We start from the raw sequence: 26034 nt of genomic DNA on the forward strand, positions 1-26034 counted from the left end.
AAGTTGCACTTACCGAATTGCGGGATGCGGGTTTTCCAATGAGTCAGGTGTCGCTGATTGCCAAAGACGGAAATCACAATGCTAATTTGAGCGGCACAAACGTTGGCAAAGGCAACAAGGCTGACGAGGGTGTAAAAGCCGGAGCAGTTACAGGGGGTGCTTTAGGCGGATTGGGCGGCTTGTTGGTAGGTCTTGGTGCTTTAGCGATTCCTGGAATTGGACCAGTGATTGCAGGTGGTGCCGCCGCCACAGCATTGGCAACCGCCGCAGCTGGTGCGGGAATTGGTGCTGCCGCAGGCGGAGTCACAGGTGGACTTGTGGGTCTGGGAATTCCTGAGAACCGCGCCAAAGTCTACAACGATCGCTTGAACAGGGGCGACTACCTCATTATTGTCGATGGCACAGACGATGAAGTTCGTCGTGCGGAAGCCATACTCAAACGTCACGGTATTCAAGAGTTTGACACCTTCGATGCTGCTGATACAACTGGTACTCACCGCCGCGATGTTGATAGAGACATTCATCCTGTAGTAGGTACTCCAGCACCTACAACATATAGAAGAAGAAGAGCAATTGGTGTGTTCCCCAATCGCCGAGATGCAGAAGTGGCACTCACCGAATTGCGGGATTCTGGTTTTCCTCTAAGTCAGGTGTCGTTGATAGCTAAAGACGGAAATCACAATGCTAATTTGAGCGGTACAAACGTTGGCAAAGGCAACAAGGCTGACGAGGGTGCAAAAGCCGGAGCAGTCACAGGCGGAGCTTTAGGCGGATTGGGTGGCTTGTTGTTGGGTCTTGGTGCTTTAGCGATTCCTGGAATTGGACCAGTGATTGCAGGTGGTGCTGCCGCCACAGCATTGGCAACTGCCGCAGCTGGTGCGGGAATTGGTGCGGCGGCTGGCGGAGTCACAGGTGGACTTGTGGGTCTGGGAATTCCTGAGAACCGCGCCAAAGTCTACAACGACCGCTTGAACAGGGGCGACTACCTAATTATTGTCGATGGCACAGACGATGAAGTTCGTCGTGCGGAAGCCATACTCAAACGTCACGGTATTCAAGAGTTTGATACCTTCGATGCTGCTGATACAACTGGTACTCACCGCCGCGATGTTGATAGAGACATTCGTCATGATGCACCCGTGGTAAATACTACCTCCACCGAACATGGAGTCAGGTACGACAAAGACGATCCTGCGGTCATTATTGTTGATCATCGGAACGAGAGAGTTTAGGAGTGTTAGTGGTTGATAGTTAGTTGTTAGTTGTTAGTTGTTAGTTGTTAGTTGTTAATAGCTACCAACCACTAACCAATAACCACCAACCACCAACCACTAACCACCAACTACCAACCACTAACTATTAACAAAGGATTGATTAAAGATGAAAAAGCTTATTCCCTTCGTATTTGGTTCTCTTTTAGTTTTTGGTGCAGCTGCTTGTAGTCCTGATGTTTCCAAGAGCAGTTCAGATGCGCCTAACAGTACTAATGAAGCAGCACAAGCACCAGCGCCAGAAGCAACAGAGGCGGCTCTCAAGGATGCTCAAAGCGAAGTTCGTAGAGAGCAACTTAATAATGACATCAGGGCTCGCGAACAACGCAATAATGCCTTGAATGATGGCAAGGCTGCAAACAGAAGTGAAGACGATATAGAAAGTGAAGTTCGCTCTAAGTTAGAAGCTAACATTCCTAACGGTCAGTTAACTGTTGAAGCTGAAGATAACGGCACAGTCACAATTGCGGGAACTGTTACAAACCAAGAGCAACTTAACAAGATTGAGCGTTTGGCAAAGGAAATCAAAGGTGTTACAACTGTAGTTAATAAAGCAACAGTAGCTCAGCCATCAAGCTAGCGAGTTGTGAAAAGTCAAAAGTCAAAAAATATTGCCGAACGAGCATCTATTTTGACTTTTGACTTATTGTGGCAATAGTAACTTAACAGAGGAAGAGTATGGAAGCTAACGCACAGCCACTCCAACCTTTTGATGATGTTCCAGATACAACCATCACCACCCCTACAGCAGCAATCGAAGGTACAAAGCCAAATCAGCCATTGTTACCACCTGCTGCGAAATCTCAAGATAAATGGCAGCAAATCGCAGAAGAAGTTTCACAAGTTTTAGCTGATTTACCAGATAAGATAGGTCAGGTTTTTAATCAATATCAGCAATTAATCATTACTATTGTTTTAATTGCTTCTGCAATTGTTACAGGCAGAGTATTTTTGGCAATACTTGATGCCATTAATGATATTCCGTTACTAATTCCAATTTTTGAATTAATTGGAATTAGTTATACTACTTGGTTTGTGTTTCGTTATCTTCTTAAAGGCTCAACTCGGCAAGAGTTAGTAGAACAAATTCAATCTATCAAGAATGACATTTTAGGAACTTAAGATTTCTAGTTTTTGAGCGATTTGGAAAATAGTTTCTAATGCTTGTTGTTTTGCCATGATTGTTTAGTTGAATGCTATTGGTCAAGCAGAAATGGATTGTTTTGCTTGACCATTTTGTTTTCAGCTTTTTAGCGGCATTCCTTACTAACACTAAACGGTGGGCATTAGCCCTACCTACTTTTTGACTCCTTTTTGACTTTTATTTTGTTAGAGGTTAGCTCAATTTGGGAACAATAAAAAGCAAGGCAATCTTAACAATGTGGCTGAGATTGTTTTAGTGCTGAAAGAACCAAGCTAACTTTATGAAAAGACGAAAATTTCTTATCTTGACTGGCTCGAATACTATTTTATCTTTAGGTTTAAATAGCTGTAATACACATCATACAAAGCCAGTGGCTTTGACTGTTTCTGCTGCTGCTGTATTTAGAGATGTCATGGTAGAAGTTGGTAGAGTATACGCAGAAGAAAAAACCAATATTTTCGTTAATTATAACATTACTGGTGGCGGTGTTTTGAAAAAACAAATTGAACTGGGAGCGCCTGTTGATATCTATCTTCCGGCTTCTGCTAAACCAATGAACGAATTGCAAAGCAAAGGTTTTATTTTAGAAGATTCTCGTCAAAATTTTATGAAGAATGAAATAGTATTGATTTCATTAAATAATTTTTCTGGTATCTCTAGTTTTCCGGAGCTACTTAACAGTAGTGTAAAACGAGTTGCCTTAGGAACAGAAAATATTGACGCAGGCATTTATGCTAAAGAAATTCTTGATTTTTTCAAAATTTACGACCAAGTGAAACCCAAAGGTATTTTTGAAGAACAAGATGTGCAGCAAATTCTTAAGTATGTTGAATCAGGTCATGCAGATGTTGGGATTACTTTTTTAACTGAGGCTAAACGCTCTAAAAAAGTTAAAATTTTGGCGATGTCACCTGTAGGTTCTCATGCTCCAGTTGTTTCTACAATTGCAATTGTAAAACATAGCAAACATATTGCTGAATCTCGTAAATTTATTAATTTTCTTAGAAGCAATCGCGCAATATCTATCTTTGAAAAATTTGGATTTATGAAGATTAAGTAGCCATGGTTAAACCTCTTTTCTTATTAAAAACCAAGTACAGTTCTAGAGGTTTCTAAAACACTCTTAGGGCGAAATGGCTTTGTCATATACAAATCTGCACCAACATCGCTTCCTTTTTGCTTATCAAACTCTTGTCCTTTGGCAGTTAACAGAATAATGTAAATATCCTGTAGCCCTAACTCGTGTTTAACCGCATGGCAAACTTCTAATCCATTCATTTTTGGCATCATAACATCCATAAACACGAGTAATGGTTTTTCTGCCTTTATCAGTTCTAATGCTTCTTCTCCATTTTTAGCTGTGAGTAACTCTACTCCTTCATCTTCTAAACTCTCCAATGCTTGTTCCATAAGGATTAAAATATTGGGTTCATCATCAACTATCAAGACTTTTTTAGTCATAAAGATTCCTCTATTTGATTATTTATCAGTAAAATAAAAAAGACATTTTCCATTCCTTTTTCAAAACGCAGTGTTTTCACTAAGTTGTGCTGCTCCTGAAAATATGAATCTACTATAATCATATCGGGGTGAATTGCTAGTGCCTTTTCAATACCTTCTTGAGTGTCAGAAGCTTCTACAACATTGTACCCTTGCGCTTGCAATACATCAGATAATGTTTGTAAAGTAGAGGCATTTGTATCTACTATTAAAACTTTTCTCTTGGAAACTCCTTGTGAAAGAAGTACACCAATATTAGTGAGCAATTCTTCTTTATGTATTGGTTTGGTTAAGTAACGGTCGATCCCCAGTCGATAACCTCTTTCCTTATCTTCAATAATTGACAAAATAATAATCGGAATAGCTGTTGTCTGTGGGTTATTTTTGAGTACGGCAGCTACATCAAAACCATTAATTTGAGGCATCATTACATCTAGAATAACGAGATCGGGCTGAGCTATTTTGACTTGTGCGATCGCATCCATACCGTCTTTAGCTTCTCGAACTGTATAGCCCTCAGTTTCCAATTCCTGTCTGAGCAATTCACGAATGTGAGCGTCATCATCAACCACAAGAATTGTTTTGTCCTTTTGAAGAAAATCAGGTGTAGCCGTGACAACGTGCTCTTTTAATTGCTTAATTAAAGTATTAATAGACAGTTTTTCTCCCTCAACATTGTTATTCATAAGGGGTAAAGTAAAGAAAAAAGTACTGCCTGAGCCTTGCTCGCTTTCAACCCAAATGCGACCCCCATGATGTTCTACGATTTGTTTGCAGATAGGTAACCCCAAACCTGTACCTTTGGGTTTGTCAGTTAGAGTATTTCCCACTTGCTTAAATCTTTCAAAAACCTTAGACTGGTCATCTGTAGCAATGCCAATGCCAGTATCGGTGACACTTAAAAGCATCTCGCCATGATGGATTTTTGCTTGACAGGTAATATGACCTTGCTCGGTAAACTTGACAGCATTGGAAATAAGGTTAATCATGACTTGAATCAGGCGATCGCTATCCCCAATAATTAGAGGTAAGTCGGGGGCAACGATTTTGCGTAACTCCAACCCTTTCATGTCAAACAAAGAAGAAGTAGCTGCTATTGCTCGCTCAATAACATCTCCAATATAAAGTGAGTCCATATACCACTCCACTTTGCCAGCTTCCATCTTGGCGACATCCAAAACATCATTGATGAGCGTAGTTAGTCGTTCCGCCTCAGACACAATAATATTAATATTTGTTTGAACTTGTTTGAGAGTGCGTTGAGCTTTGCGATGTTCTGGATCGATCTGTGGAGCAAGTTCTTCTAACTTTTCTTGGATAATTGAGGCAAATCCCAAAACTGAAGTCAGGGGTGTTCGCAGTTCGTGAGATACTGTGGAGATAAAATCGGTCTTCATTCGATCCACTTCTTTCTCAGCAGTAATATCTCGAATCAAAATAATCGAACCAAGTGAATTATGGTCAGTGTTTGCAGCATCTTTAACAATTGCTCTTGCTACAGCCTGACCGATACGTCCACCTGTTAATTCGAGTTCTGCTGTAAAAACCTCTCCCAATCTTCTCCGTGTTTGTTCTACAAGTTCAACGATTTTGGAATTTGCTAAAGCCTTACTGTTTTGATTTTTTAAATCTGTATTTTCCAATCCAAACATTGTCAGTAATGCTGGATTGTACCGCTTAATTTTGCACTCTTTGTCGGTAACTAAAAGACCATCTACCAAGTTATCAATGATAGTACTTAAATAAATGAGAGCGTTTTCAAGTTCCTGACTGTGTATTTTAAGTCCTTGCAGCAAATCGCCAATTTGCTCCGCCATGGTGTTAAGTGTAGAAGCAAGCACGCCTACTTCATCGTCAGACTTGACTTTGGCTCTTATATCTAACTCACCCTTTGCCATTTGGTGGGCAACTACAGTCACTTGAGTAAGAGCGCGAATAATTTGAGCAACTACTATTAATGATATAGGTATTGACAGCAAGCTCAGCAATAAAGCTATCAAAAGTAAGTTTTGACTTTGAATTGCAGTGTCAGATGTCTGTACCTCTACGCTTCTTGTTGTCACATCCATTGTATTTGTTAAAAAGCTGGTTAAATTATTAATTTGTTCGAGATATTCTTTTTGTTCTTGGGGAGAAGCCATCAAATAATTTTCTATTTTTTGGCGATAAATTTGCCAAGTATCTTCAACTTTTTCCAGTTGAGCAAGCACTTTTGGATCGGACACTGGATTTAACCCTAGTTCCCTTGAACCCTGATGTATGGCAGAGAGCAATGTTTCAAACTGCTGAATGTCATCCTTAATACTAACATCAATAGCGATACGCTCCCCAGAGTTGTTTTTTTCAGCACGGAGATTTGTCAAATAAGCTAACTTGTAAGTTAGCATCCGTTCAGAACCTATAATGTTAATTAACGGGCTACTATTACGAACGCGATTTAATCCTATACCCCCAATACCAACAGAAACTAAATTAATGAAAACCAGACTACAAAACAATAATCTCAAGCGATCGCGAATATTTAGTTGATATTTAAAGCTGTGAGAGCGCTCGCTATGTCGAGCACGCATTTGGTTTGAATTGATGGCATTTGTCATTGTTATAATTTTTCCTAAAAAGTTGGCTGAAAAAGTGCCATTATTATGCCACATCGTAGGGTGGGCTATGCGTAAGTTCTAAAGATTTCAGGGTTGTTTGCTGAACTGGAATTTCAATCCAGAAAGCTGTTCCTTGTCCGGGTTGAGAAATACATTGCAGTATTCCACCATGCTTTTCAATAATTTGATAGCTAATGGATAATCCCAATCCAGTCCCCTTACTTGTGCTCTTAGTTGTAAAGAACGGCTCAAATAAATGCGAGCGAACAGTTTCATCCATACCCATTCCGTTATCACTAATGAAAACAACAACGCTAGGAATGATTTGGTGTTTTGGTGCTGAAGTATAAATTTTAAGTAATTTTTCTAATTGAGAATTACTATGTATGACTTGCTGAAAATTATCTTCAGATATGACTCCCGTACAAATATTAATAATCCCTGGTTTTTCTTGCCCTTCAATAGCATCAATTGCATTAGCAATCAAATTCATAAACACCTGACTTAGCTGATTGGCATAACCCTCAATCAAGAAAATCTTGCCATATTCTTTGATAATTTGTATGCCCTGATGTCTTTTATTTGGCTTGAGTTTGCTTTCTAGAATCAATAGGGTGTTATCTATTCCTTCGTGAATATCAACAGGTTTCATTTCTTCTCGTTCCAATCGAGAAAAATTTCTTAATGATAATGCTAAGTGACGAATACGTTCAATTCCTAAATGCATGGATGACAAGAGATTTGTCAAATCCTGTTTGATAAATTCCAAATCTAAATTTTGAATTAAATCTTTAATTTCAGAAACTGGATAGGGATAATACTGTTGGTAAAGATGTAACAAGTTAAGAAGGTCTTGAGTATATTGTTTTGCATAATTGAGGTTACCAGCAACATAGTTAACTGGGTTGTTAATTTCATGAGCAACACCAGCAACTAATTGACCCAAGCTAGACATCTTTTCACTTTGAATGAGCTGTGTTTGTGTTTGCTGTAGTTCGTAGAGAGTTCGTTGGAGTTGCTGTGTCTGCTCCTGAGCTACATGAAGTGCATTACAATTTTGTTCGTAAAGCACAGCTTTCTCAATAGCGACTGCTGTCTGCAATGCCAGGATCGTTAATAGTTTTAAGTCTTGAGTCGAGTAAGTGGCAGGAGTTTCACTGATAATCACGAGCGCTCCAATAACCTGCTTTTTTGTTGTCAAAGGCACACAAATGAAAGAATGGAAATTAACTTGGTTATCTACAAACCTTGGATCTGAGAACACATCATTAACAATCTCACCCTGACCGGATTTTACAATTGTGCTAAGAATTCTTTGAACTTGTATCAAAGAATTTTCTGAGCAATTGTTCTGACCGTCTTCCCAGAGAATCTCTAACTGACCTGTATTGTTATTGAGGAAAAGAATTGAAGCACTTGTAGACTGAATTGATTTTCTAGCTTCTTCAATGACCAGTCGAGCAACTTCTTTTGGATTTAAACTAGTAGTTACCTTTGTAAAAATATCATGAAATAAGTCAATTTCCTGATACTTGTCTAACAGTTCATTGGCTAGTAACTTCTTTTCATACTGCTGTTGCGCTAGGTAGGAAAGTATAGAGGCAATAGTTTCTGTCTTCTTATCGCTCATAACCCAGCCAATGATTTCGTCTAAAAGCTTGACTGGATATTTATTAACTAATTCTTTGCTGTCTGTACCGATTAGCAATTTGCCACTTATATCTTTTATACAGAAAGAAGAACCCATCTCATTAACAAGGTTAGTGAGTATGTTGATAACTTCTTTTTGAGTCACTAGCTTTCTGAAATTGATATGAGTCATCTAATTTCGGCACCATTAGCTCAACATTGCCATCCAAAACAGAGACAATGCTGAGTGTATGGGCTAGCTTATGCTCATGCTGAAAGCAACAGCAAGATGCACGCACGTCACTCTGCCTCTATCGGGACACACCTATAATTCCCATAGAGGATAGGTTGAGTAACATCTTCATTGTTAAGTAAGACAAATTTATACTTTGCGGTCACTGGTTACTGATTACTGGTCGCTCATTGCTGCACTTTGTGTCTATTTGTTGGGTTGTGACGTTGTGTTCGTTAGCTTCTTGCGTTCGTTTTGAAGCACTAGCTTGATAAGTCGCTGTCAGCCCTGTTGCAACAAATACAAATATGACAAAGGTAAACAGTTTGGTAAATGCGTCTTTATCTTTATTTTCTTGTAAACACGAATTATACGCTAACAGGAAGAAGCCAACGAGAAAAGGAACGACAATAAAGTCCATCTTTTTAACCTCTATCTTTTGTTTGCTGGCAGATACACCCCGCTTTGTTATCCGTCTGCCAGAAACACTGATACAGATTTTTTAAATGTACATTTTTTTACTGTAATCTAAATAGGGGGAAGTTTGCTAACATCCCTGACAACTTCTGCGGATGCTGTTGGCGAATAATAGGTCTGACCCCCTATTGACCCGCTGTATCCTTCAAGAAGTCGCGGCAATACTGCAAGGGATCTTGAATTTTTGTAGGTTGGGCTTTCCCCTTGGGAAAGACAAAAAATGCTTGTAAATGTTGGGTTTCGTTCCTCAACCCAACCTACGTATTTTCATTGTTTGACCTAATTCCCAAAAACGCTGAGTCCCAAGCCTTGGGATATAGCTTCAACAAAAGCGAGTGCAGCCACAGGATTACCTGTGTTATCTAACGCAGGGCTGTAGCACGCGATCGCTCCCCGATTGGGTATTACACCTAACAGTGCGCCACCGATCCCCGATTTCATGGGTAAACCGATCTGCAAAGCGTATTGGGGAGAAGATTCGTACAACCCGCAGGTTAACATGAGTGCATTCACGTTACGGCGATACTGGGCGGTAACTCGTCCATTGTCACAAGCCAATAGTAAACCCAGACGGGCTAAATCTTCTACTGTCCCCGATAAACAGCATATTTGCTCGTAAGTGTCAAGAGCTACTTCTACGTCGTCAACATACCCCGAGCGAGCAAGATAACGGGCTATATCTTGATTGACTTGAGAGTTTACCAAACGCACGGAAGCCAGCATTATCTCGTCTAACTCAAGTTGACACCCAGCTTGCTGGTTCAACCACTGACACAGATGTTGGCTGCGATCGCTAGCACTCTTTCCTGGTAACTTATCAGCAAGGGTAATGGCTCCACTATTAATCATGGGATTGCGAGGTCTTCCATTATCTTTAACCAGTTGCTCTAAAGAATTAAATGAGACATCAGATGGTTCAACCCCAACCCACTGAAAAACTGTTTCTGCTCCCAAATTTTGTAGCAAATATAGCAGCGAAAACGGCTTAATTGCGCTCATAAGCGGAAAAACACAAGAAGTCTCTCCATCGCTATAAACTTGCCCTTTTGCAGAAATAACGCAAACCGCAAACAAATTAGCATCAGCCAACGCCAGTTGTGGAATGCGATCGATAACTTTTCCTTTAGCTGCAAAAGCTCTAGCCTGCTGCACCCAAGTGGACAACTCGGTAGTTGTTAAAGTTTCCAATCCTCTCATAACTCAAAAAGGTTGAAGAAGGCAGCTTTGCTGAGGGCAGAAGGGAAGAGAAATATTTTAAGCTAGGTATAGCTGCCTCTGCCTTCAGATTTACGACCTACTTCATACTTTATACCTCATACTTACTTTAGATGACGCCTCGTGTTAGAGCACCCGAACTGCCTCAAAATCAACCGTGGTTAAACACGGACAAACCATTGTCTCTTAAAGAACTTAGGGGTAGAGTTATTCTTCTAGACTTTTGGACGTACTGTTGTATCAACTGCCTGCACATTCTGCCAGACCTAAAATATTTAGAACAAAAATATAAAGATAGCTTGACAGTTATTGGCATACATAGTGCTAAATTTGACAATGAGAAGGAAAGCGAAAACATCCGTCAAGCAATTTTACGTTACAACATCGAACACCCCGTTTTAGTTGATAGCGGTTTTAGGGTTTGGCAAGAATATGCCGTGCGTGCTTGGCCAACATTAATGGCGATCGATCCCGAAGGTTACGTTATTGGCTCTGTATCTGGTGAAGGCAATCGTGACGTTTTAGACGAACTCATAAAAAAGTTAATTCTCCAACATCAACAGAAAGGGACTATTAATTTTCAAGAACTTAGCCTTACTTTAGAAAAACAGCGCCAACCACTTGTGACTCCCTTAGCTTTTCCCGGTAAAGTTCTAGCTACAAACGAGGTTTTGTTTATTGCTGATTCCGGGCATCATCGTCTTATTGTAAGTCTTGTAGATGGGCAAATTTTACACACAATTGGCACCGGACAACCAGGATTAACAAATGGTTCTTTCAACGAATGCCAGTTTTCTGCACCTCAAGGAATGGCATTTGATGAAGAAAATCAACTTTTGTACGTAGCAGATACAGAAAATCATGTACTGAGAAGAGTCGATCTCAAACGCCTAGTTGTAGAAACCATTGCTGGAACAGGACAACAAAGCCGCAATATTCATCCTCATGGCGGGGTTGCAACAGAAACAGCATTGAACTCTCCTTGGGATCTGCAAAAAGTTGGAAATATCTTATTTATTGCCATGGCTGGTTCTCATCAAATTTGGGAAATGAATTTAGAATCTGGTATTGTGAGAACCTATGCTGGCACTGGTGCAGAAGCTTGTGTTGATGGTACGCTCACCGACTCTACCTTTGCCCAACCAAGTGGGATCGCGACAGATGGACAAGACTTATATGTTGCTGACAGTGAAGGAAGTACGATTCGCGCTGTAGGACTGGTTGAACCTTTAACAGTCAAAACTGTTTGCGGTAGTGGTAACTTGTTCGGTTTTGGTGATGTTGACGGGCAGGGTTTTGATGTTAGGTTGCAGCATTGTTTGGGAGTCGAATATACCCAGAATTTCTTGTGGGTAGCCGATACTTACAACCACAAGATTAAACTCGTTAATCCCCAAAGTGGTAATTGTCAAACCGTTCTTGGAGACGGTATAGCAGGTTTGCAGGACGGTCAAGGTAAAAATACTCGTTTTTCCGAACCTTCAGGGGTGAGTGTTATAGGTTCTGAATTATACATTGCCGATACCAACAATCATGCTATTCGTCGTGTAGATTTAAATACTTTCACGGTAACAACACTGCAATTCCCAAGTCTATGCTCTCCAAATTTTTGCGTTCCAAATTAATCAATAATGAGGGTGGGAGCTTTGTCTGGTTTGTCCGGGTTAAAAGTATCAAATTTCCTCCTAATCTTTTTTTAGAATAATTATGAGCATTATTTTACACATCACTCAAAAAGAACAGTGGGAACGAGCAAAACTTGATGGGATTTATCGCGGAGATACCCTTGATTCTGAGGGATTTATCCACTGTTCTAAACCAATACAAGTTCTAAAAGTTGCAAATACCTTGTTTTATAATCAACGGGGATTGGTACTTCTTTATATTAATTCTGATAAAGTTAGCTCGGAAATTTGTTATGAAGGAGTTGGGGAAGGCGAACAATTTCCTCATATTTACGGGGCTTTGAATATTGATGCTGTGACACAGGTTATCGATTTTGAGCCTGGGGAAGATGGTTTTTTTAAGGAGTAAAGTGAGCACTGCCCACCCTACTGATGACTACTGGTTACTGGTTAATAAAGAGCAGAAATATGGAAGAGAAGGACTTTCAGGTAGCAGAGTACGTAGATCTAATGGCTGTGTTGTTGGATTTGCAATTGAAGGATGAGTATCGAGATGGGGTAATAGCAAATTTTGAGAGAATTATGGCGATCGCTCGCATTGTCAATGAGTTTCCTTTACCAGATGAACTAGAAGCTTCTACCAATAATATCTGTGAGGATGATTCCAGTTGAGGATGTAGGTGACTCAGGAACCCACATCCGTGCTTTAGCCTTTTTCCTCACTTACTTTTTTGATTCTCGATATATCGCTTAACAACATCTGTGTTTACTTGTCCTGTTGACGCCACAAAATAGCTAGGACTCCACAAAGAAGGTAGTTTTAATAACTCAGGAAATTCTTTGCGTAAATGATGACTAGCTTTGGCTTTGATCCATCTTGCTATGTCAGCAGGTGACTCATGGGTAGGTGCGTTAATAAAACAGTGAACATGGTCTGGCATTACTTCAAGTGTTATTAGCTTCCACCCATGTTCCTGTGTTAACTCAAAGATTATCTCCCGTAATCGTTGCGCCACATTCTCAACTAGTACTGCTTTTCGTCGTTTGGGAACGAATACGAAATGATAATTCAAAGATGACACAGACCCTTCAGTTCTACGGTACTCGTAATCTTCACAAGAAAATTTTGCCATAATTGTTGTATTTTTTTGTTGCTAATACTATAATAGACAACAGAAATTTTCGAGAAATGTACAAAACTTAACAAATTAGATTAACAAATGTAATACCAGACCCATGATTTGCAATTCTCCTATGGATGATGCTGTAGCAATAGCAACTGCTGTAAAAAGCGGTCAAATTAGCGCGGTGGAAGTTGTCAAATCAGCTTTGGCAAAAATTGCAGACCGAGATGGGGAACTGAATTGTTTTACTGCTGTAACGGCTGATACTGCTTTGTTCGATGCAGAACGAATCGATAGGGAAATTGCTCTAGGTCACCAAATTGGTTCTTTGGCTGGTGTCCCTTTCGCTGTTAAAAATTTGTTTGATATTGCTGGAGTCACAACGCTAGCGGGCGCAAAAATTAATGCCGAAAATCCTCCTGCAACACGAGACGCAACAGCAGTCTTTAAGTTGAAACAAGCGGGTGCTGTTCTCGTGGGTGCTTTGAATATGGATGAGTACGCTTATGGGTTTGTCACTGAAAATGCACATTATGGCACTACTCGCAATCCCCACGCTCGCACGCGAGTGGCTGGAGGTTCATCGGGTGGTTCGGCTGCAGCGATCGCATCTGGCTTAGTTCCTCTGACTTTGGGTTCTGATACAAATGGTTCTATCCGCGTACCTGCGGCGTTGTGCGGTGTTTTTGGTTTGAAACCAACTTATGGAAGGTTGTCTCGCGCTGGTGTCACTTTATTTTCTAGCAGTTTAGACCACATTGGCCCCTTTGCTCGTTCGATACGGGATATTGCTACAGTATTTGATGTGCTACAGGGAGAAGACGAGCGAGATCCAGTTTGTACAAAGCGTCCTCCCGAACCTTGTTTGCCACAGATCGATGGCGGGATCGAGGGTTTAAGAATTGCTATTGCGGGAGAATATTTTGCTAAAGGAGCAAGCCCGGAAGCATTGGAAGCAGTGCAAAGAGTTGCTGATACTTTAGGAGTTGCTAATAGTATCACAATACCTGAATCACATCGTGCTAGGGCTGCAGCATTTGTGATTACAGCTTGTGAGGGCGCAAACCTACATTTGGAAAAATTACGCTCTCGCCCCCAAGATTTCGATCCCGCAACACGCGATCGCTTTCTTGCAGGTGCGTTAATACCTAGTAGCTGGTACATTCAAGCGCAGCGGTTTAGGAGATGGTATCGAGATAAAATTCGAGAAATCTTCCAGAAGGTAGATGTGATTATTGCACCCACTACCCCTATTTCTGCTCCCTTAATTGGTCAGCAAACGATGATATTAGACGGAGAAGAAATTCTTGTCCGTCCTCACCTAGGATTATTTACTCAACCGTTATCTTTTATTGGATTACCTGTTTTATCAGTTCCAATCCATCGTCCAAATACTCTACCTTTAGGTGTACAGTTAATAGCTGCACCTTATAATGAAGCACTAGTTGTACGGGTCGCGAGAGTATTGGAGGTAGGAAATTTCATTACTCTACCAAACCGTGCTTAATGGCATAACGGACTAATTCAGCACGATTGCTTGTTGTTGTTTTTCTCAATAAACTGCTTACATATTTTTCCACAGTCCGAGGACTGAGATGTAGCTGTTGTCCCATTTCAGCATTAGAAAGACCGTGAGTTAAAAGCTCTAAAACTTCCTGCTCTCTTGAGGTTAATTCCGAAAATATTTGCGATTTTTGAATATCTGTAACTTGTGAGTAGTGAACATCCACAGGTTTTGTTGAAACGGAAGTTCCCACATTTTCATTTTGGGGAAAACGGTATTCAGATTGAATGATTTGCGATCGCTCTAGGAGATTGCGAATCGCTGCTGCTAACTCTTCTAATTCAAAAGGCTTGGGCAAGTAAATGTCGCATCCTGATTGGTAGCCCAGGATTCTTTCTTGAGTCTTTGTTCGTGCTGTTAACAGAATAACAGGAAGCAACCGGAAAGAAGGTTGCTGCCGAACCCGCCGCACTAGTTCGTAACCGTTCATTTGTGGCATGACGATATCAGTGACTATTAAATCGGGATGGTATTGTTCTACCATCACCAAAGCCTCTTGACCGTCATTTGCTGTAATGACTGAATAGCCAGACAGTTCAAGATAATCGCTGATAGACAGACGAGTGCCCAGATCGTCATCCACTACAAGGATCGTCAAGGGCATGGACAGTACACCCCTAGCATTTTTTACCAATAAGTTTGCTCGCTCAAGCACTATCAATAAACACAGATAAAATAGTACTCCTATGTTTCATACTATGACATGATTCTCAGTGAATCACTTCTCAATAGTAGATTTACTGGTTCTAACTTAAAATTCTTAAGTTAGGTTTGCACTCTAACGAACACTAATAACCATTTGCACGTCCTTATATCTTTTCCTGTATCAGAGATGACACATTTTTCAGATATATTTTATCGAATAGGTGCCAAGTTAGGTTGAGTACATTACTTTGGGAAAACTAAGTATAAATCTCTAGTACAGTTCGACAGATAGAAAATAATAGTACGTAAGACTTTAGCACTCCAGTAAATTGTATCAAGAATTTTTTATTTTACTTTGGTAGATCCACTTTAGGGGGGAGACTTGTTTGTATCCTACACTACACGCGTCTCTTATTTAACAAACACCCGGAGAAAACTTGGCTGTTTGCTAACGGTAACAATTTACATCGACATTATTTTAACATATCAACAACCTAAGTTTCGATTTGCGCTTAGAAAGTTTGTGTAATTTTATTCTTGGGACAGTTGAGGTACGAGAGATTGGTTGTTGAGCATAGAATAGACTTTGAGCAGTACTACCTGGATGACTCATGAGTTAACAATAGGTATTTTGCTTACCACATCTATAATTAGTTAATCAAAGCACACTTGGATAATCGATTATGACAGGAAAAGGACAGGGATTTGGCTTCGGCTTGGGCAAAATGAAAGAATTGGCTGACGCTTTTAAAAAAGCACAGCAGGTTCAAGAAGGCGCAAAGCGACTTCAAGAAGAATTAGAGCAAATGGAGATTCAGGGGGAAGCTGGTGGTGGTTTGGTCAAGGTGATTGTCAGTGGTAACCAAGAACCCAAGCGAGTGGAAATTTCTCCCAACGCTATTAATGAAGGAGCAGATGTACTCTCGGATCTTGTTACTGCGGCAATGAAAGACGCTTATTACAAATCTACGGCAACAATGCGCGAACGCATGGAAGAACTCACCAGTGGTCTAGAACTTCCTGGATTCCAGTAATTTTGTCAAGTGTCTATCGTCCTTTGTCATTAGAATACAACTAATGACAAATGACCAATGACCAATGACGTTTATGCCATATAAACTGCTGTTTGTCTGCCTGGGAAATATCTGTCGCTCACCATCGGCAGAAAATATAATGAATCATCTCATTACCCAGGCTGGGCTAAGCGAAAGCATTATCTGTGACTCTGCTGGTACATCTAGCTATCACATTGGCAGCCCTCCCGATGCCAGGATGAGTGCTGCTGCTTTTCAAAAGCTACAAATTAAACTCAGTGGTCGAGGGCGTCAGTTTCGAAAGTCAGACTTTGAAATTTTTGACATGATACTAGCTATGGATCGAGAGAATTATGAGGATATCCTCTCTCTTGACCGAACTGGCAAGTATCACCACAAAGTCCACTTGATATGTGATTTTTGCTCTAGGCATACTCTTAAAGAAGTTCCCGATCCCTACTACGGTGGTCCGGAGGGATTTAATCAAGTGATTGACTTACTTGTTGATGCTTGTGAAGGTCTGTTGAAAACACTGACCAGTAAACACTGACCAGTGACCAGCGACCGGACGTACTTATCCTCTCGTTCCCAACTCATCCTCTCGTTCCCAACTCATCCTCTCGTTCCCAGGCTCTGCCTGGGAATGCAGGCTGCTCGGCTCTGCCTCGCACCTTCTAGCTAAATATTACGAGGCAGTCGGAATGAAAAAATTGTCATTGCGATCGTGAACACGGAAATTCTAAGACATGGCAATATAATTAAAGCTGAAAAAGTATCCGTAAAAGCTTGGCAGAAACGTTATGGGAAAGCAATAGCCGCCAAGTCACTCTTGTTTTGTACAATCTGAATTGCAACGCAAAGCTGAAAATGCTAACGGTCAATTCATCACCTTTTCTACTCAAAAAACTGCACTGTCACAAACTCATTTGAATGGGCAACGTATTAAGAAACCCTTATCAGAAAGAGTGCATAAAGATGTAACAGGTAAAGCAGTTATGCAGCGCGATCTCTTCAGTGCTTATTTGAGTAGATTTGTTAATGAGGATCAGCTTCTATGGGAGAGTGCTGCTCGTCAGTATTCGGGGACGGAGCCGTCCCTTGTGGATGCCACCGAAGCGTTATGAAAACCAAACTGCGAGCCGAGTAGGCAAGTCCGAAAGCGGGAAGACTCATTCTCCCTCAGAGCAGTTATCCCAGAAAGGCAAAAAGTCTAGCCAGATAGTCACTAAGGACGAAAAGCTAGACCCGAATTTGCCCGAATCCGCGCAGCTGTCTTCTCGCGGAGTGGCTCAACTACGGTTAAATATTTAGGAGGCGGAGCCTCGACGAAGGCATTCCCAGGCTCCGCCTGGGAACGAGGGGGGTTGGTCACTGGTCAGGTGTTTAACAAGCGGTTTGAAATTCGCCTATCATTTTTACTTCTGGTTCTAAAACGATCGCCCAACGCTCTTGTACTTCCCTCTGGACGTGACGGATGACATTGAAAATATCCCAAGCACTCGCTCCACCGCAATTAACGATAAAATTGGCATGACGTTGTGCGACTTGTGCTTTACCAATTTGGTAGCCTTTCAAACCACTTTGCTCAATTAACCAACCTGCCGCATGGAGTTTGGGATTGCGGAAAACGCTACCACAGCTAGGCAAGTGATATGGCTGAGTATTTAGTCTGTGCTGTTTGTGCTGTTTGGTAACTGCCAAAACCTGTTCTGGGGCTGCTCCTGGCTGTAGCTGGAAGGTGGCTTGAGTCACTATTTTCTTGCTACCTTGCAGTACTGAAGTTCGATAGCTATAATCCAACCGTTCGCGACTCAGTGTCTCTAAAGTCCCATCGGGGAGAAGAACTTCCACACTGGATAAGATATCTGCGATACAGCTGTTGTGTGCTCCTGCATTCATGACAACAGCACCACCAACGGTTCCCGGTATGCCAACAGCCCACTCCAATCCTTGCCACCCATGGGCTGCTGCTGACCACACTAAACTAGGAAGGGGTTCTCCAGCTGCGACAGTGACTCGACCTGTTTCTATATCAAAATGGCTGTGGCGCAAATGACGGGTTACGATCGCTAGACCTGGTATACCGCAATCGCTAATCAGTAAGTTCGAGCCGGCTCCTAGTACTGTTACTGGTAGCTCATGTGTTTGAGCGTACTGAATACTGGCTCGTAAAGCTTCTAAGTTGCGGGGCGCAACACACCATTGGGCGGGACCGCCTACTCTATAAGAAGTATACCCTGCGAGCGAAACTTGTGATTTTATAACGCAATCAGTGCCTGGTAAATAAATTTCTTGACTTTCGGCGGAATTAGCTGTTAGCTGTCTGCTGTCATTTATGTTATGAACTTTACAGACATTTGCAACTGCCTGGGAGATAGTCATATCTTTATACAATGAGGTAAATATTGATGTTGATCTGTCGTCAAAGTAAGACACGCTTAGGAAGGCAACGTAACTATTGCGAGACGGACACCATGCGAGTGAATGAACAATTCCTTGCAAGGAATTGGTTCCCTCTCACCACATACGGGTTGCTCTTCTTCTAGGAAGTTGCTTGAGCTGGTTGGCAAAGTGTTGCCATGACATCGGGAATCACTTGATTGAGATTCCCGGCTCCCAAAAACAGCGCCAAGTCTCCACGACGCAGTGTTTGCAGCAAGTACTCACATACTGCAGTTAATGTTGGTTGATAGGTTACCTGCGCGTTGTGCTTGGCAACTTCATCAGCCAATTTTTCCCCACTGATTTGCCCTAAATTAGGCTCCCCTGCACTGTAAATATCTGTCAGGACAACTAGATCTGCATAACTAAACGACTCGGCAAATTCCTGTAAAAAGGTCAATGTACGGCTGTAACGATGGGGTTGGAAGATAGCAACTACTCTTTGCCCCGGTCTTGCTTGAAGGCGTGCGGCAGCAAGAGTAGCACGGATTTCACTGGGATGATGGGCGTAGTCATCTATGAAAGTCACGCCGTTGGCTTCCCCTCGGAATTCAAAACGTCGTCTTGCACCTTCAAAGGTGGAAAGCCCTTTGGCTATTTCTCCAAATTCTAAGCCCAATAGCCGCCCTACCGCAACGGCTGCTAAAGCGTTGCTGAGGTTGTGTTTGCTGAGCAAGCGTAAATTTAATACGCCTAAGCTTTTTCCTCTCTCCCACACTAAAGCGGTTGTACCATCGGCCCGATAGTCTACGTTGGTCACAGTATAGTCGGCGTTCTTATCAGAATATAAGCTATAACCGATCGTTGGTTTTAGGCGATCGCGCACTGTTTCGCAATCAATGCTACCCACTAGGGTTTTACAACCTCGAGCAAATGTTTGGAAGATTTCCACCACTTCGTCTAATGTTTCATAGTGGTCGGGATGGTCTAATTCGATATTAGTAATTATGCCTATTTCTGGAGCATGCTTGACAAGAGAACCATCTGATTCATCTGCTTCTGCTACTAAATATCGACTTTGTCCCAGTCTTGCGTTTCCAGACCAGGCATCAACTTCTCCACCTACTAAAATCGTCGGATCTAACCCGGCTTTAAGTAGCATGTAACCGATCATGCTACTGGTTGTTGTTTTGCCGTGGGTTCCCGCTACAGCGATACTATGATAATCAGCGATTAATGCGGCCAATACATCGGAGCGATGAAAAATAGGACATTTTAATTCCAGAGCAGCTTTATATTCTAAATTATTTGTGTTAATCGCTGTAGAACATATAACTTGAGGTAGTTTTTCGGCGGCGTTATTCAGTGATTCTTGGGTGTTTAATCCCGATTCGTTAGCTTGAGAATGCGGCTTAAAGAATTCAAGATTACTTGCCTCTTGCTTGCCAAATATATGAGCACCGATAGATTCCAAACGCCGAGTGATATGATTTGGACGAAGATCCGATCCTGAGACTGGTAAATTACGCTGGGTTAAAACATGGGCTAAAGCGGACATTCCAATGCCGCCCACACCAATGAAATGAAATGGTCTACCGCCAAAGTCTACTGAATTTTGCATTGTTTTCTCCTCTTACACCACACCACACAATAATATTAAATGACACGCGTATCATAACAGGAATGATATTTTTACCGATACTACCTTTATATATGCTGCATAGCTGTGGAATTTATTATTCCCTTTTTTGGCTGTAAATTCAAATCGATTTTATCCTTGACAGAGATTTTTTCTCTGTTTGAACAGATATTATGTTTATTCTTCCAATTTCTAGTGAATCGGGAAACAATTAATTGTAATTCTAAATACATATTTTTGCCTAAATTTCAAGATTTTGTTATATTAGGGGGTTGTTGGTAAATTCGCGTGAAAACTAAATAGCGCGATCGTTAACTGAGTCAATGCGACGATTGGCAATTTTTGGAGGCACTTTCGATCCCGTTCATTGGGGACACCTGATTTTAGCTGAGGCAGCTTTGCATCAAGTGCCTTTAGAGCAGGTAATTTGGGTGCCATCATTCAATCCTCCTTACAAACAAGCAGCGACCTTTGAGCATCGAGTAGAAATGGTTAAACGAGCGATCGCAGAGAATCCGAAGTTTGCCTTGTCACAAGTTGAACAAGATCTTTCGGGATCTTCTTTTGCGATCGACACCCTGATAAATTTATCAGCAGACCACCCAAATACACACTGGTACTGGATTATTGGATTAGATGCGTTTCAGACCTTACCTCGCTGGTACCGTGGACAGGAATTAGCACAGCTTTGCGAGTGGTTGATAGCACCGCGACTCCTAAGTGGTGAGAATATAACTCAAAGTGAGACAATCTGCAAGCAAGTGGTGCAAAAGCTTACAAAACAAACTTTTAACATACACTGGCAATTATTGAATATCCCGTTCATAGGGCTTTCGTCAAGTCTCATCCGTAATATGTATTCTGAAGGCAGATCGATTCGTTATCTAGTGCCAGAAATGGTTAGAGCCTACATCGTCAACCATAACCTGTATGCAAAAGGGTAGGAAAAAAATATTTATTTTTGTGGCTCTAACACTTTATAGTTATAAATACTCCCCCCTTTACGGTATGATCGGGGTCATTGGTAGCTTTTAATAAGGTATATAACGATAGAGGGCAAGACGCTGTGATTAGAGTAGCAATAAATGGTTTTGGGCGCATCGGGCGTAACTTTGCGCGTTGCTGGGTAGGCAGAGAGAATAGCAATATTGACCTAGCTGCTATCAACGATACTTCCGACCCCAGAACGAACGCGCACCTGCTGAAGTATGACACAATGCTAGGGAAGTTAAAGGGTGTTGACATTAGCGCTGATGACAACTCCATCACCGTTAACGGTAAAACCATTAAGTGTGTATCCGACCGTAACCCAGAAAACTTGCCCTGGAAAGACTGGGATATCGATCTCATTATTGAAGCCACAGGTGTATTTACGAATAGAGAAGGAGCAACCAAGCATCTGAATGCGGGAGCCAAAAAGGTTCTTATCACTGCTCCAGGAAAGAACGATGATGGCACTTTTGTGGTAGGCGTTAACCATCACGACTATGACCACGAAAAACACCATATCATCAGCAACGCTAGTTGTACTACAAACTGTTTGGCTCCTATTGCTAAGGTGTTGCACGAAAAATTCGGCATCATCAAAGGCACCATGACCACTACTCACAGCTACACGGGTGACCAGCGTTTGTTGGATGCTTCCCACAGAGATGTCCGTCGGGCGCGTGCAGCAGCTCTCAACATTGTGCCTACCTCTACAGGCGCAGCTAAAGCTGTAGCCTTGGTATTGCCAGATTTGAAGGGCAAGCTAAACGGTGTTGCACTTCGCGTTCCTACCCCTAATGTTTCTATGGTGGATTTTGTCATACAAGTCGAAAAATCTACCATCACTGAAGAAGTTAACCAAGCCCTCAAAGAAGCTTCTGAAAATTCACTCAAAGGCATTCTCGCGTATAGCGAGGAAGCACTGGTATCTTCTGATTACCAAGGTACTGATGAATCTTCGATTGTTGATGCCAGCTTAACAATGGTCATGGGCGGAGACTTGGTTAAGGTTATGGCTTGGTACGATAACGAATGGGGCTACAGTCAGCGTGTACTCGATCTTGCTGAATTGGTTGCTGAAAAATGGGTTAAATAGTTATTTGTTAGTGGTTAGTGGTTAGTCGTTAGTGGTTGGTGGTTTTTACAACTAACAACCAACAACTATCCACTAACAACTATCCACTAACAACTATCCAAAATGCTGAAATCCCCGATTAAGTGTAAGCACTTGGTTGGGATTTTTTTTGTCTTGGTCTCGTAAAATTACTGTTGACTCATTGGTAGTTGTCCCCACGATCGCAGCGTTTTTTCCCAGTATTTGTACAAACTTTTCTGCTACTTCTTTGGGCATACACAATACAAGTTCAAAATCCTCGCCGCCATATAAGGCATATTCTAGGGCTTGTTCTTTGGTTAACCAGGAATGGAATGCTTCAGGTAAGGGAATTTGTGTACTCTCAACAACAGCGCCTACTTTACTGTTGCGGCAAATTTGTATGATAGCATCTGCTAAACCATCACTGCTGTCCATTCCGGAGATGGGGATTGGGTACTGGGGATTGGGTACTGGGGATTGGGTTACTAAGATTTTCCAGAGTATGGGTAGGACATCCAGTCGCGGTTGGGGACGCTGATGTGCTTTGATTAAGGTTGTGCGATCGCTAACACTAAGATTTTTCCCTAGTTCGGGATGTAGAAGTAATTGTAAGCCAGCAGCGGAAGCACCATGAATTCCTGTCACAACAATGGCATCTCCCACTTTAGCATTGTCGCGACGGATGGTTTGCAATGGATTAACTTGACCGAGTGCGGTGATGGCTATGGTTGTGGTGGGCGATCGTACTATATCTCCACCAACAATGGGTGTATTATATTTTTGCAAACATTGTGACATTCCCTGGTATAGTCTATCCACCCAGCTGACAGCAACTTTGCCGGGTAGTCCCAAGCCAACCGTAATGCCTAATGGAGTTGCTCCCATTGCTGCTACATCAGATAAATTGGCGGCGGCGGCTCGCCAACCAACATCCTCTGGGGATGTCGTAATATCGCTGAAGTGTACACCATCAATTAACACATCAGTAGTTACTACTAAAGATTTTCCTGGTTCAGTAGATAGCACAGCCGCATCATCTCCAACAATGTCTGGAGGACAATAACGCTGCAATCTTTCTAAAAGACCTTGTTCTCCAATATCTCCAACTAACACAGATTCGCTATTCATATCTCTTTCCGAGTCCCTAATCGCCAATCCCCAGTTCCCATTTTCAAGTTACGATAAAAATACTGTTTCGGAGTCTGTTTGTATGGTAACTATACCAGCAATCGATCTCACCTTTGAGGAGTATTTAACCTATGATGATGGTACTGGCTTTCACTATGAACTGGTGGATGGTAGGTTAGAACTAATGAATCCACCGAGTATTGAACATTTCCTCGTTGCTGATTTTCTAGACACAGTATTGAAGACAGAAATTAAGCGTTTAAGCCTACCGTGGCTTTGTTTCAGAGAAACTGGAGTAAGAACAGGTAAAAAGAAATCTCGATTAACTGATATTTCTGTAGTCACACAAGAGCAAGCTAAGGAATTGAAGAATGCATCGGCGGTATTTCAGTCGCCCCCACTTCTAATAGTAGAAGTGGTCAGCCCAGAATCTGTTAAGCGAGATTATCGTTATAAGCGTTCTGAATATGCAGCATTGGAAGTACCGGAATATTGGATTGTAGATCCATTGGATACGAAAATTACAGTTTTGTTCTTAGAAGAAGGTCTTTACGAAGAGAGCGTTTTAACTGACAACCACCAGATTGTATCTCGTACTTTTCCTGAATTATTCATTACTGTTGAACAAGTTTTTGCTGCAAGTAATCTTGGTTAATTTGTAACCGTTACAGGATTCCAAACATTACCCTCCCCGATATATTGGGGAGGTAACTAGATTTCTCTTATTTCCCCCCTTTATAAGGGGGGACTAAGGGGGGTAAATAGAATTTGTGACACTATAGCCTTTCCAAGAGGGGATTAAGGGGAGTAAATCTAACCTGTTTAAGCAACGTTGGGTTCTACTAAATTCTCAATCCCTTGAATGACTCTAGCAGATTCAATTTTGTCACCTGCTTTCAGTTCGTCCAAAACTTCTTTTCCTTCAGTAACGTAGCCAAAAACAGCATAGCGACCATCAAGTAAGTTGCGTCCTGCAGGAGTTAATTCTGGTTCAAATAGAAAGAAGAAGACTTGTGAAGAACCGCCATTCACATCACGTTCGGGACGTGCTAAAGCTAAAGCACCAAAGGCAGAAAAGGGAAGAACAGGTAAGTCAGTATAACGACCTGCTTCTTCTAAGGTGATACCGTAAGTTGGTTTTTTATCGCCCTTTACAAGTACTTCTAAAGGAACGGCACGGTATTTACCTGTTTTTGGGTCAATAAAACCTACATCTTTACCTGGTGGATCGCCAGTTTGTAACACGTAAGATTCTTCAGAACGAGTGAATTCCAAGCCGTTATAAAAACCCCGTTGTACCAAATCAACAAAATTTCCAGAGGTCACTGGGGCGCTGTAGCCATCTACAACAATCGTCAGGTCACCTTTGTTAGTTTTTACTTCTACAGTTGCACGACCTTTAAGTTGAGGTAAATTGCTGTATTCGGTTGGTACTTCAAAGGGAAATTCCTTCACCATTGATTCTTCTAAAAGACCAACCAAGCTAAGTAGTTTAGCCCTTTGTTCCTTAACTTGTTCTTTGTTTTTTGTTTTAACCACTTCTTGCAAAGTGTCAACACCAGATTTTAACTCGGAAATCCAAGCCGAAGCTTGAGGTTTTCGTTCATCTGGAACACTGGCTAAAAGTTGGGCGGGTTTATCAAGAATGCGCGATGCTTTGCTGAGGTCTTTAGAAACAGCACCCCAGCGCCGATTTGCTCGCAGTTGGTTTGATATGTCTTCTAAACTCGCTTGCAGTTCCCGCACGGGTTTATTATCTATTGGAAGTGCGTACTGTAAAAGAGAGTTACCGTCAGTAATGGCGTTACCAGCAGGCAACGCAGCACTACAAGATGGTGTCCACCCAACTGTACTTATTCCGAAAAATAGAGTGACCAGCAGCAGTGCAATGAGACTGTTATTCAGCCAGAATTTCAATATTTTGAACATGGGATGGCTTCAATGCAACATCAGATTGTTAACAAGAGTTAACCCACTAATAATCTTCCCACAGGACTGCAAACAGTTTAGTCATAATCTCGGTTAAATAAACCCAGTAAAGGACCGAGAATCAAACCAAACACAAAGCCACCTATATGCGCCCAATACGCAACTCCACCTGTCTCCGCACTCATGGCAGCTGGTTGCAAGCTAACAAGACCGGATATCACATTTTGGACAATAAAGAGTCCTATCAAAATCATTGCTGGAACTCTGATTGTAGTGATAAAAAACCCCAAGAAGACTAATGAAACGACTCCCGTGCGCGGAAAGCGAATAATGTAAGCACCCAAAATGCCTGAGATTGCGCCACTTGCCCCTAAAGAAGGAATTGTAGAATTTATACCAACCAACCACTGACACAAAGCTGCTAGAGCACCACAACTTAAATAGAAAATTAAGTATTTAAAATGACCTAAACGATCTTCAATATTGTTACCAAAAACCCATAAAAATACCATGTTGGATATGAGATGCCACCAACCTCCATGTAAAAATTGTGACGTAAACAAAGTAGCCCACTCAGGTACAGCTTGATTGACTGACGCACCAGCAAAACTAGCAGTTAACTGTCGTGGGACTACAGCATATAACTGTAGAAACTGCTCTAGTTGCGTTTCTGACAGACTCACTTCATGAAGAAAAAGCAATACATTCATACCAATCAACCCATAGGTAATAAATGGGGTGATTCGCGTCGGGTTTTCGTAGTAAAGGGGAAACAAAGGAGTTGTTCATAAATAACCCTGTCTCTTATACAAATAT

At 41.6% G+C, this 26034-nt stretch carries 25 protein-coding genes; 13 read left to right on the forward strand and 12 right to left on the reverse strand.

Annotation, left to right across the window (positions count from 1 at the left end; genetic code table 11):
• The first annotated feature begins 1380 nt into the window (after positions 1 to 1380).
• From F7734_RS35875 to modA, 3 genes are all read left to right on the forward strand, one after another.
• Positions 1381 to 1851, forward strand: a complete 471-nt coding sequence (locus tag F7734_RS35875; RefSeq protein ID WP_155749262.1) for a BON domain-containing protein — start codon at positions 1381 to 1383, stop codon at positions 1849 to 1851.
• Between the two features lie 98 nt (positions 1852 to 1949).
• Positions 1950 to 2393, forward strand: coding sequence for a CAAD domain-containing protein (locus tag F7734_RS35880; protein WP_155749263.1), 444 nt, complete (start codon positions 1950 to 1952; stop codon positions 2391 to 2393).
• 302 nt (positions 2394 to 2695) lie between these two features.
• A complete protein-coding gene (gene modA / locus F7734_RS35885) occupies positions 2696 to 3475 on the forward strand; it encodes a molybdate ABC transporter substrate-binding protein (protein WP_155749264.1) in 780 nt (259 codons plus the stop codon).
• A gap of 23 nt (positions 3476 to 3498) precedes the next feature.
• On the opposite strand, the gene F7734_RS35890 is transcribed toward modA, so the two are convergent.
• The 5 genes from F7734_RS35890 to F7734_RS35910 form a co-directional block, all read right to left on the reverse strand.
• Positions 3499 to 3876, reverse strand: a complete 378-nt coding sequence (locus tag F7734_RS35890) for a response regulator (RefSeq protein WP_155749265.1) — start codon at positions 3874 to 3876, stop codon at positions 3499 to 3501.
• Positions 3873 to 6512, reverse strand: coding sequence for a response regulator (locus F7734_RS35895; protein WP_155749266.1), 2640 nt, complete (start codon positions 6510 to 6512; stop codon positions 3873 to 3875). Before F7734_RS35895 ends, F7734_RS35890 begins: the two co-directional genes overlap by 4 nt.
• Positions 6513 to 6555: 43 nt before the next feature.
• Positions 6556 to 8334 (reverse strand): ATP-binding protein, encoded by a 1779-nt coding sequence (locus F7734_RS35900; RefSeq protein ID WP_155749267.1) that lies wholly within the window; start codon positions 8332 to 8334, stop codon positions 6556 to 6558.
• 202 nt (positions 8335 to 8536) lie between these two features.
• Positions 8537 to 8794 (reverse strand): hypothetical protein, encoded by a 258-nt coding sequence (locus F7734_RS35905; RefSeq protein ID WP_155749268.1) that lies wholly within the window; start codon positions 8792 to 8794, stop codon positions 8537 to 8539.
• Between the two features lie 335 nt (positions 8795 to 9129).
• The gene (locus F7734_RS35910) at positions 9130 to 10047 is read right to left on the reverse strand and encodes a glutaminase (RefSeq protein ID WP_155749269.1); all 918 of its coding nucleotides are present in this window, start codon (positions 10045 to 10047) and stop codon (positions 9130 to 9132) included.
• 131 nt (positions 10048 to 10178) lie between these two features.
• Here F7734_RS35910 and F7734_RS35915 point away from each other — a divergent pair, with 131 nt between their 5' ends.
• From F7734_RS35915 to F7734_RS35925, 3 genes are all read left to right on the forward strand, one after another.
• The gene (locus F7734_RS35915) at positions 10179 to 11690 is read left to right on the forward strand and encodes a thioredoxin-like domain-containing protein (protein WP_155749270.1); all 1512 of its coding nucleotides are present in this window, start codon (positions 10179 to 10181) and stop codon (positions 11688 to 11690) included.
• 82 nt (positions 11691 to 11772) lie between these two features.
• On the forward strand, positions 11773 to 12099 hold the full coding sequence (locus F7734_RS35920; RefSeq protein WP_155749271.1) for a DUF952 domain-containing protein: 327 nt from the start codon (positions 11773 to 11775) through the stop codon (positions 12097 to 12099).
• A 59-nt stretch (positions 12100 to 12158) separates the two neighbouring features.
• Entirely contained in the window at positions 12159 to 12362 is a 204-nt protein-coding gene (locus tag F7734_RS35925) for a DUF4089 domain-containing protein (RefSeq protein ID WP_155749272.1), read from the forward strand.
• A gap of 47 nt (positions 12363 to 12409) precedes the next feature.
• Here F7734_RS35925 and tnpA read toward each other — a convergent pair whose 3' ends face one another.
• Positions 12410 to 12823, reverse strand: coding sequence for an IS200/IS605 family transposase (tnpA, locus tag F7734_RS35930; RefSeq protein WP_155749273.1), 414 nt, complete (start codon positions 12821 to 12823; stop codon positions 12410 to 12412).
• A 121-nt stretch (positions 12824 to 12944) separates the two neighbouring features.
• On the opposite strand from tnpA, the gene F7734_RS35935 reads away from it, so the two are divergent.
• Positions 12945 to 14321, forward strand: coding sequence for an AtzE family amidohydrolase (locus tag F7734_RS35935; RefSeq protein ID WP_155749286.1), 1377 nt, complete (start codon positions 12945 to 12947; stop codon positions 14319 to 14321).
• Here the strand turns inward: F7734_RS35935 and F7734_RS35940 are convergent.
• Entirely contained in the window at positions 14299 to 14982 is a 684-nt protein-coding gene (locus F7734_RS35940; protein WP_155749274.1) for a response regulator transcription factor, read from the reverse strand. The two genes, F7734_RS35935 and F7734_RS35940, sit on opposite strands and share 23 nt — an antisense overlap.
• 724 nt (positions 14983 to 15706) lie before the next feature.
• On the opposite strand from F7734_RS35940, the gene F7734_RS35945 reads away from it, so the two are divergent.
• The 3 genes from F7734_RS35945 (at position 15707) to F7734_RS64205 (ending at position 17181) form a co-directional block, all read left to right on the forward strand.
• Positions 15707 to 16057, forward strand: a complete 351-nt coding sequence (locus tag F7734_RS35945; protein ID WP_038089687.1) for a YbaB/EbfC family nucleoid-associated protein — start codon at positions 15707 to 15709, stop codon at positions 16055 to 16057.
• A gap of 73 nt (positions 16058 to 16130) precedes the next feature.
• Positions 16131 to 16607 (forward strand): low molecular weight protein-tyrosine-phosphatase, encoded by a 477-nt coding sequence (locus F7734_RS35950; protein WP_155749287.1) that lies wholly within the window; start codon positions 16131 to 16133, stop codon positions 16605 to 16607.
• A 298-nt stretch (positions 16608 to 16905) separates the two neighbouring features.
• Entirely contained in the window at positions 16906 to 17181 is a 276-nt protein-coding gene (locus F7734_RS64205) for a hypothetical protein (RefSeq protein ID WP_243147273.1), read from the forward strand.
• 259 nt (positions 17182 to 17440) lie between these two features.
• On the opposite strand, the gene murB is transcribed toward F7734_RS64205, so the two are convergent.
• Together murB and murC are read right to left on the reverse strand one after the other, a co-directional pair.
• Positions 17441 to 18439: a UDP-N-acetylmuramate dehydrogenase gene (gene murB, locus F7734_RS35960; protein WP_155749275.1), complete on the reverse strand. Its 999-nt coding sequence runs from the start codon at positions 18437 to 18439 to the stop codon at positions 17441 to 17443.
• 160 nt (positions 18440 to 18599) lie between these two features.
• Positions 18600 to 20060, reverse strand: a complete 1461-nt coding sequence (murC, locus tag F7734_RS35965) for a UDP-N-acetylmuramate--L-alanine ligase (protein WP_155749276.1) — start codon at positions 20058 to 20060, stop codon at positions 18600 to 18602.
• 341 nt (positions 20061 to 20401) lie between these two features.
• Here murC and nadD point away from each other — a divergent pair, with 341 nt between their 5' ends.
• Entirely contained in the window at positions 20402 to 21022 is a 621-nt protein-coding gene (gene nadD / locus F7734_RS35970) for a nicotinate (nicotinamide) nucleotide adenylyltransferase (protein ID WP_155749277.1), read from the forward strand.
• Between the two features lie 122 nt (positions 21023 to 21144).
• The gene (locus F7734_RS35975) at positions 21145 to 22161 is read left to right on the forward strand and encodes a type I glyceraldehyde-3-phosphate dehydrogenase (RefSeq protein WP_166482362.1); all 1017 of its coding nucleotides are present in this window, start codon (positions 21145 to 21147) and stop codon (positions 22159 to 22161) included.
• Positions 22162 to 22254: 93 nt separating this feature from the next.
• Here the strand turns inward: F7734_RS35975 and thiL are convergent, their stop codons facing one another.
• Positions 22255 to 23289 carry a thiamine-phosphate kinase gene (gene thiL, locus F7734_RS35980; protein ID WP_155749279.1) on the reverse strand — a complete coding sequence of 345 codons (1035 nt, stop codon included), beginning with the start codon at positions 23287 to 23289 and terminating at the stop codon, positions 22255 to 22257.
• Positions 23290 to 23371: 82 nt separating this feature from the next.
• Between thiL and F7734_RS35985 the strand changes: the two genes are divergently transcribed.
• A complete protein-coding gene (locus F7734_RS35985; RefSeq protein WP_155749280.1) occupies positions 23372 to 23944 on the forward strand; it encodes a Uma2 family endonuclease in 573 nt (190 codons plus the stop codon).
• Between the two features lie 167 nt (positions 23945 to 24111).
• On the opposite strand, the gene F7734_RS35990 is transcribed toward F7734_RS35985, so the two are convergent.
• Complete coding sequence (locus F7734_RS35990) at positions 24112 to 25218, reverse strand: peptidylprolyl isomerase (RefSeq protein WP_155749281.1); 1107 nt, start codon at positions 25216 to 25218, stop codon at positions 24112 to 24114.
• 77 nt (positions 25219 to 25295) lie between these two features.
• On the reverse strand, positions 25296 to 25994 hold the full coding sequence (locus F7734_RS35995; protein ID WP_155749282.1) for a rhomboid family intramembrane serine protease: 699 nt from the start codon (positions 25992 to 25994) through the stop codon (positions 25296 to 25298).
• Positions 25995 to 26034 lie beyond the last annotated feature (40 nt).

The sequence above is a fragment of the Scytonema sp. UIC 10036 genome (genome assembly GCF_009725235.1).

Bases quoted from the DNA above. Each gene is read 5' to 3' on its own strand.
- F7734_RS35920 (WP_155749271.1), top strand. From the start codon at position 11,773: ATGAGCATTATTTTACACATCACTCAAAAAGAACAGTGGGAACGAGCA.
- F7734_RS35915 (WP_155749270.1), top strand. From the start codon at position 10,179: ATGACGCCTCGTGTTAGAGCACCCGAACTGCCTCAAAATCAACCGTGG.
- murB (WP_155749275.1), bottom strand. From the start codon at position 18,439: ATGACTATCTCCCAGGCAGTTGCAAATGTCTGTAAAGTTCATAACATA.
- modA (WP_155749264.1), top strand. From the start codon at position 2,696: ATGAAAAGACGAAAATTTCTTATCTTGACTGGCTCGAATACTATTTTA.
- F7734_RS35875 (WP_155749262.1), top strand. From the start codon at position 1,381: ATGAAAAAGCTTATTCCCTTCGTATTTGGTTCTCTTTTAGTTTTTGGT.
- F7734_RS35985 (WP_155749280.1), top strand. From the start codon at position 23,372: ATGGTAACTATACCAGCAATCGATCTCACCTTTGAGGAGTATTTAACC.
- F7734_RS35950 (WP_155749287.1), top strand. From the start codon at position 16,131: ATGCCATATAAACTGCTGTTTGTCTGCCTGGGAAATATCTGTCGCTCA.
- F7734_RS35925 (WP_155749272.1), top strand. From the start codon at position 12,159: ATGGAAGAGAAGGACTTTCAGGTAGCAGAGTACGTAGATCTAATGGCT.
- tnpA (WP_155749273.1), bottom strand. From the start codon at position 12,823: ATGGCAAAATTTTCTTGTGAAGATTACGAGTACCGTAGAACTGAAGGG.
- F7734_RS35990 (WP_155749281.1), bottom strand. From the start codon at position 25,218: ATGTTCAAAATATTGAAATTCTGGCTGAATAACAGTCTCATTGCACTG.
- F7734_RS35905 (WP_155749268.1), bottom strand. From the start codon at position 8,794: ATGGACTTTATTGTCGTTCCTTTTCTCGTTGGCTTCTTCCTGTTAGCG.
- F7734_RS35890 (WP_155749265.1), bottom strand. From the start codon at position 3,876: ATGACTAAAAAAGTCTTGATAGTTGATGATGAACCCAATATTTTAATC.
- F7734_RS35945 (WP_038089687.1), top strand. From the start codon at position 15,707: ATGACAGGAAAAGGACAGGGATTTGGCTTCGGCTTGGGCAAAATGAAA.
- F7734_RS35880 (WP_155749263.1), top strand. From the start codon at position 1,950: ATGGAAGCTAACGCACAGCCACTCCAACCTTTTGATGATGTTCCAGAT.
- F7734_RS35935 (WP_155749286.1), top strand. From the start codon at position 12,945: ATGGATGATGCTGTAGCAATAGCAACTGCTGTAAAAAGCGGTCAAATT.
- F7734_RS35940 (WP_155749274.1), bottom strand. From the start codon at position 14,982: ATGCCCTTGACGATCCTTGTAGTGGATGACGATCTGGGCACTCGTCTG.
- F7734_RS35910 (WP_155749269.1), bottom strand. From the start codon at position 10,047: ATGAGAGGATTGGAAACTTTAACAACTACCGAGTTGTCCACTTGGGTG.
- thiL (WP_155749279.1), bottom strand. From the start codon at position 23,289: ATGAATAGCGAATCTGTGTTAGTTGGAGATATTGGAGAACAAGGTCTT.
- murC (WP_155749276.1), bottom strand. From the start codon at position 20,060: ATGCAAAATTCAGTAGACTTTGGCGGTAGACCATTTCATTTCATTGGT.
- nadD (WP_155749277.1), top strand. From the start codon at position 20,402: ATGCGACGATTGGCAATTTTTGGAGGCACTTTCGATCCCGTTCATTGG.
- F7734_RS35895 (WP_155749266.1), bottom strand. From the start codon at position 6,512: ATGACAAATGCCATCAATTCAAACCAAATGCGTGCTCGACATAGCGAG.
- F7734_RS35900 (WP_155749267.1), bottom strand. From the start codon at position 8,334: ATGACTCATATCAATTTCAGAAAGCTAGTGACTCAAAAAGAAGTTATC.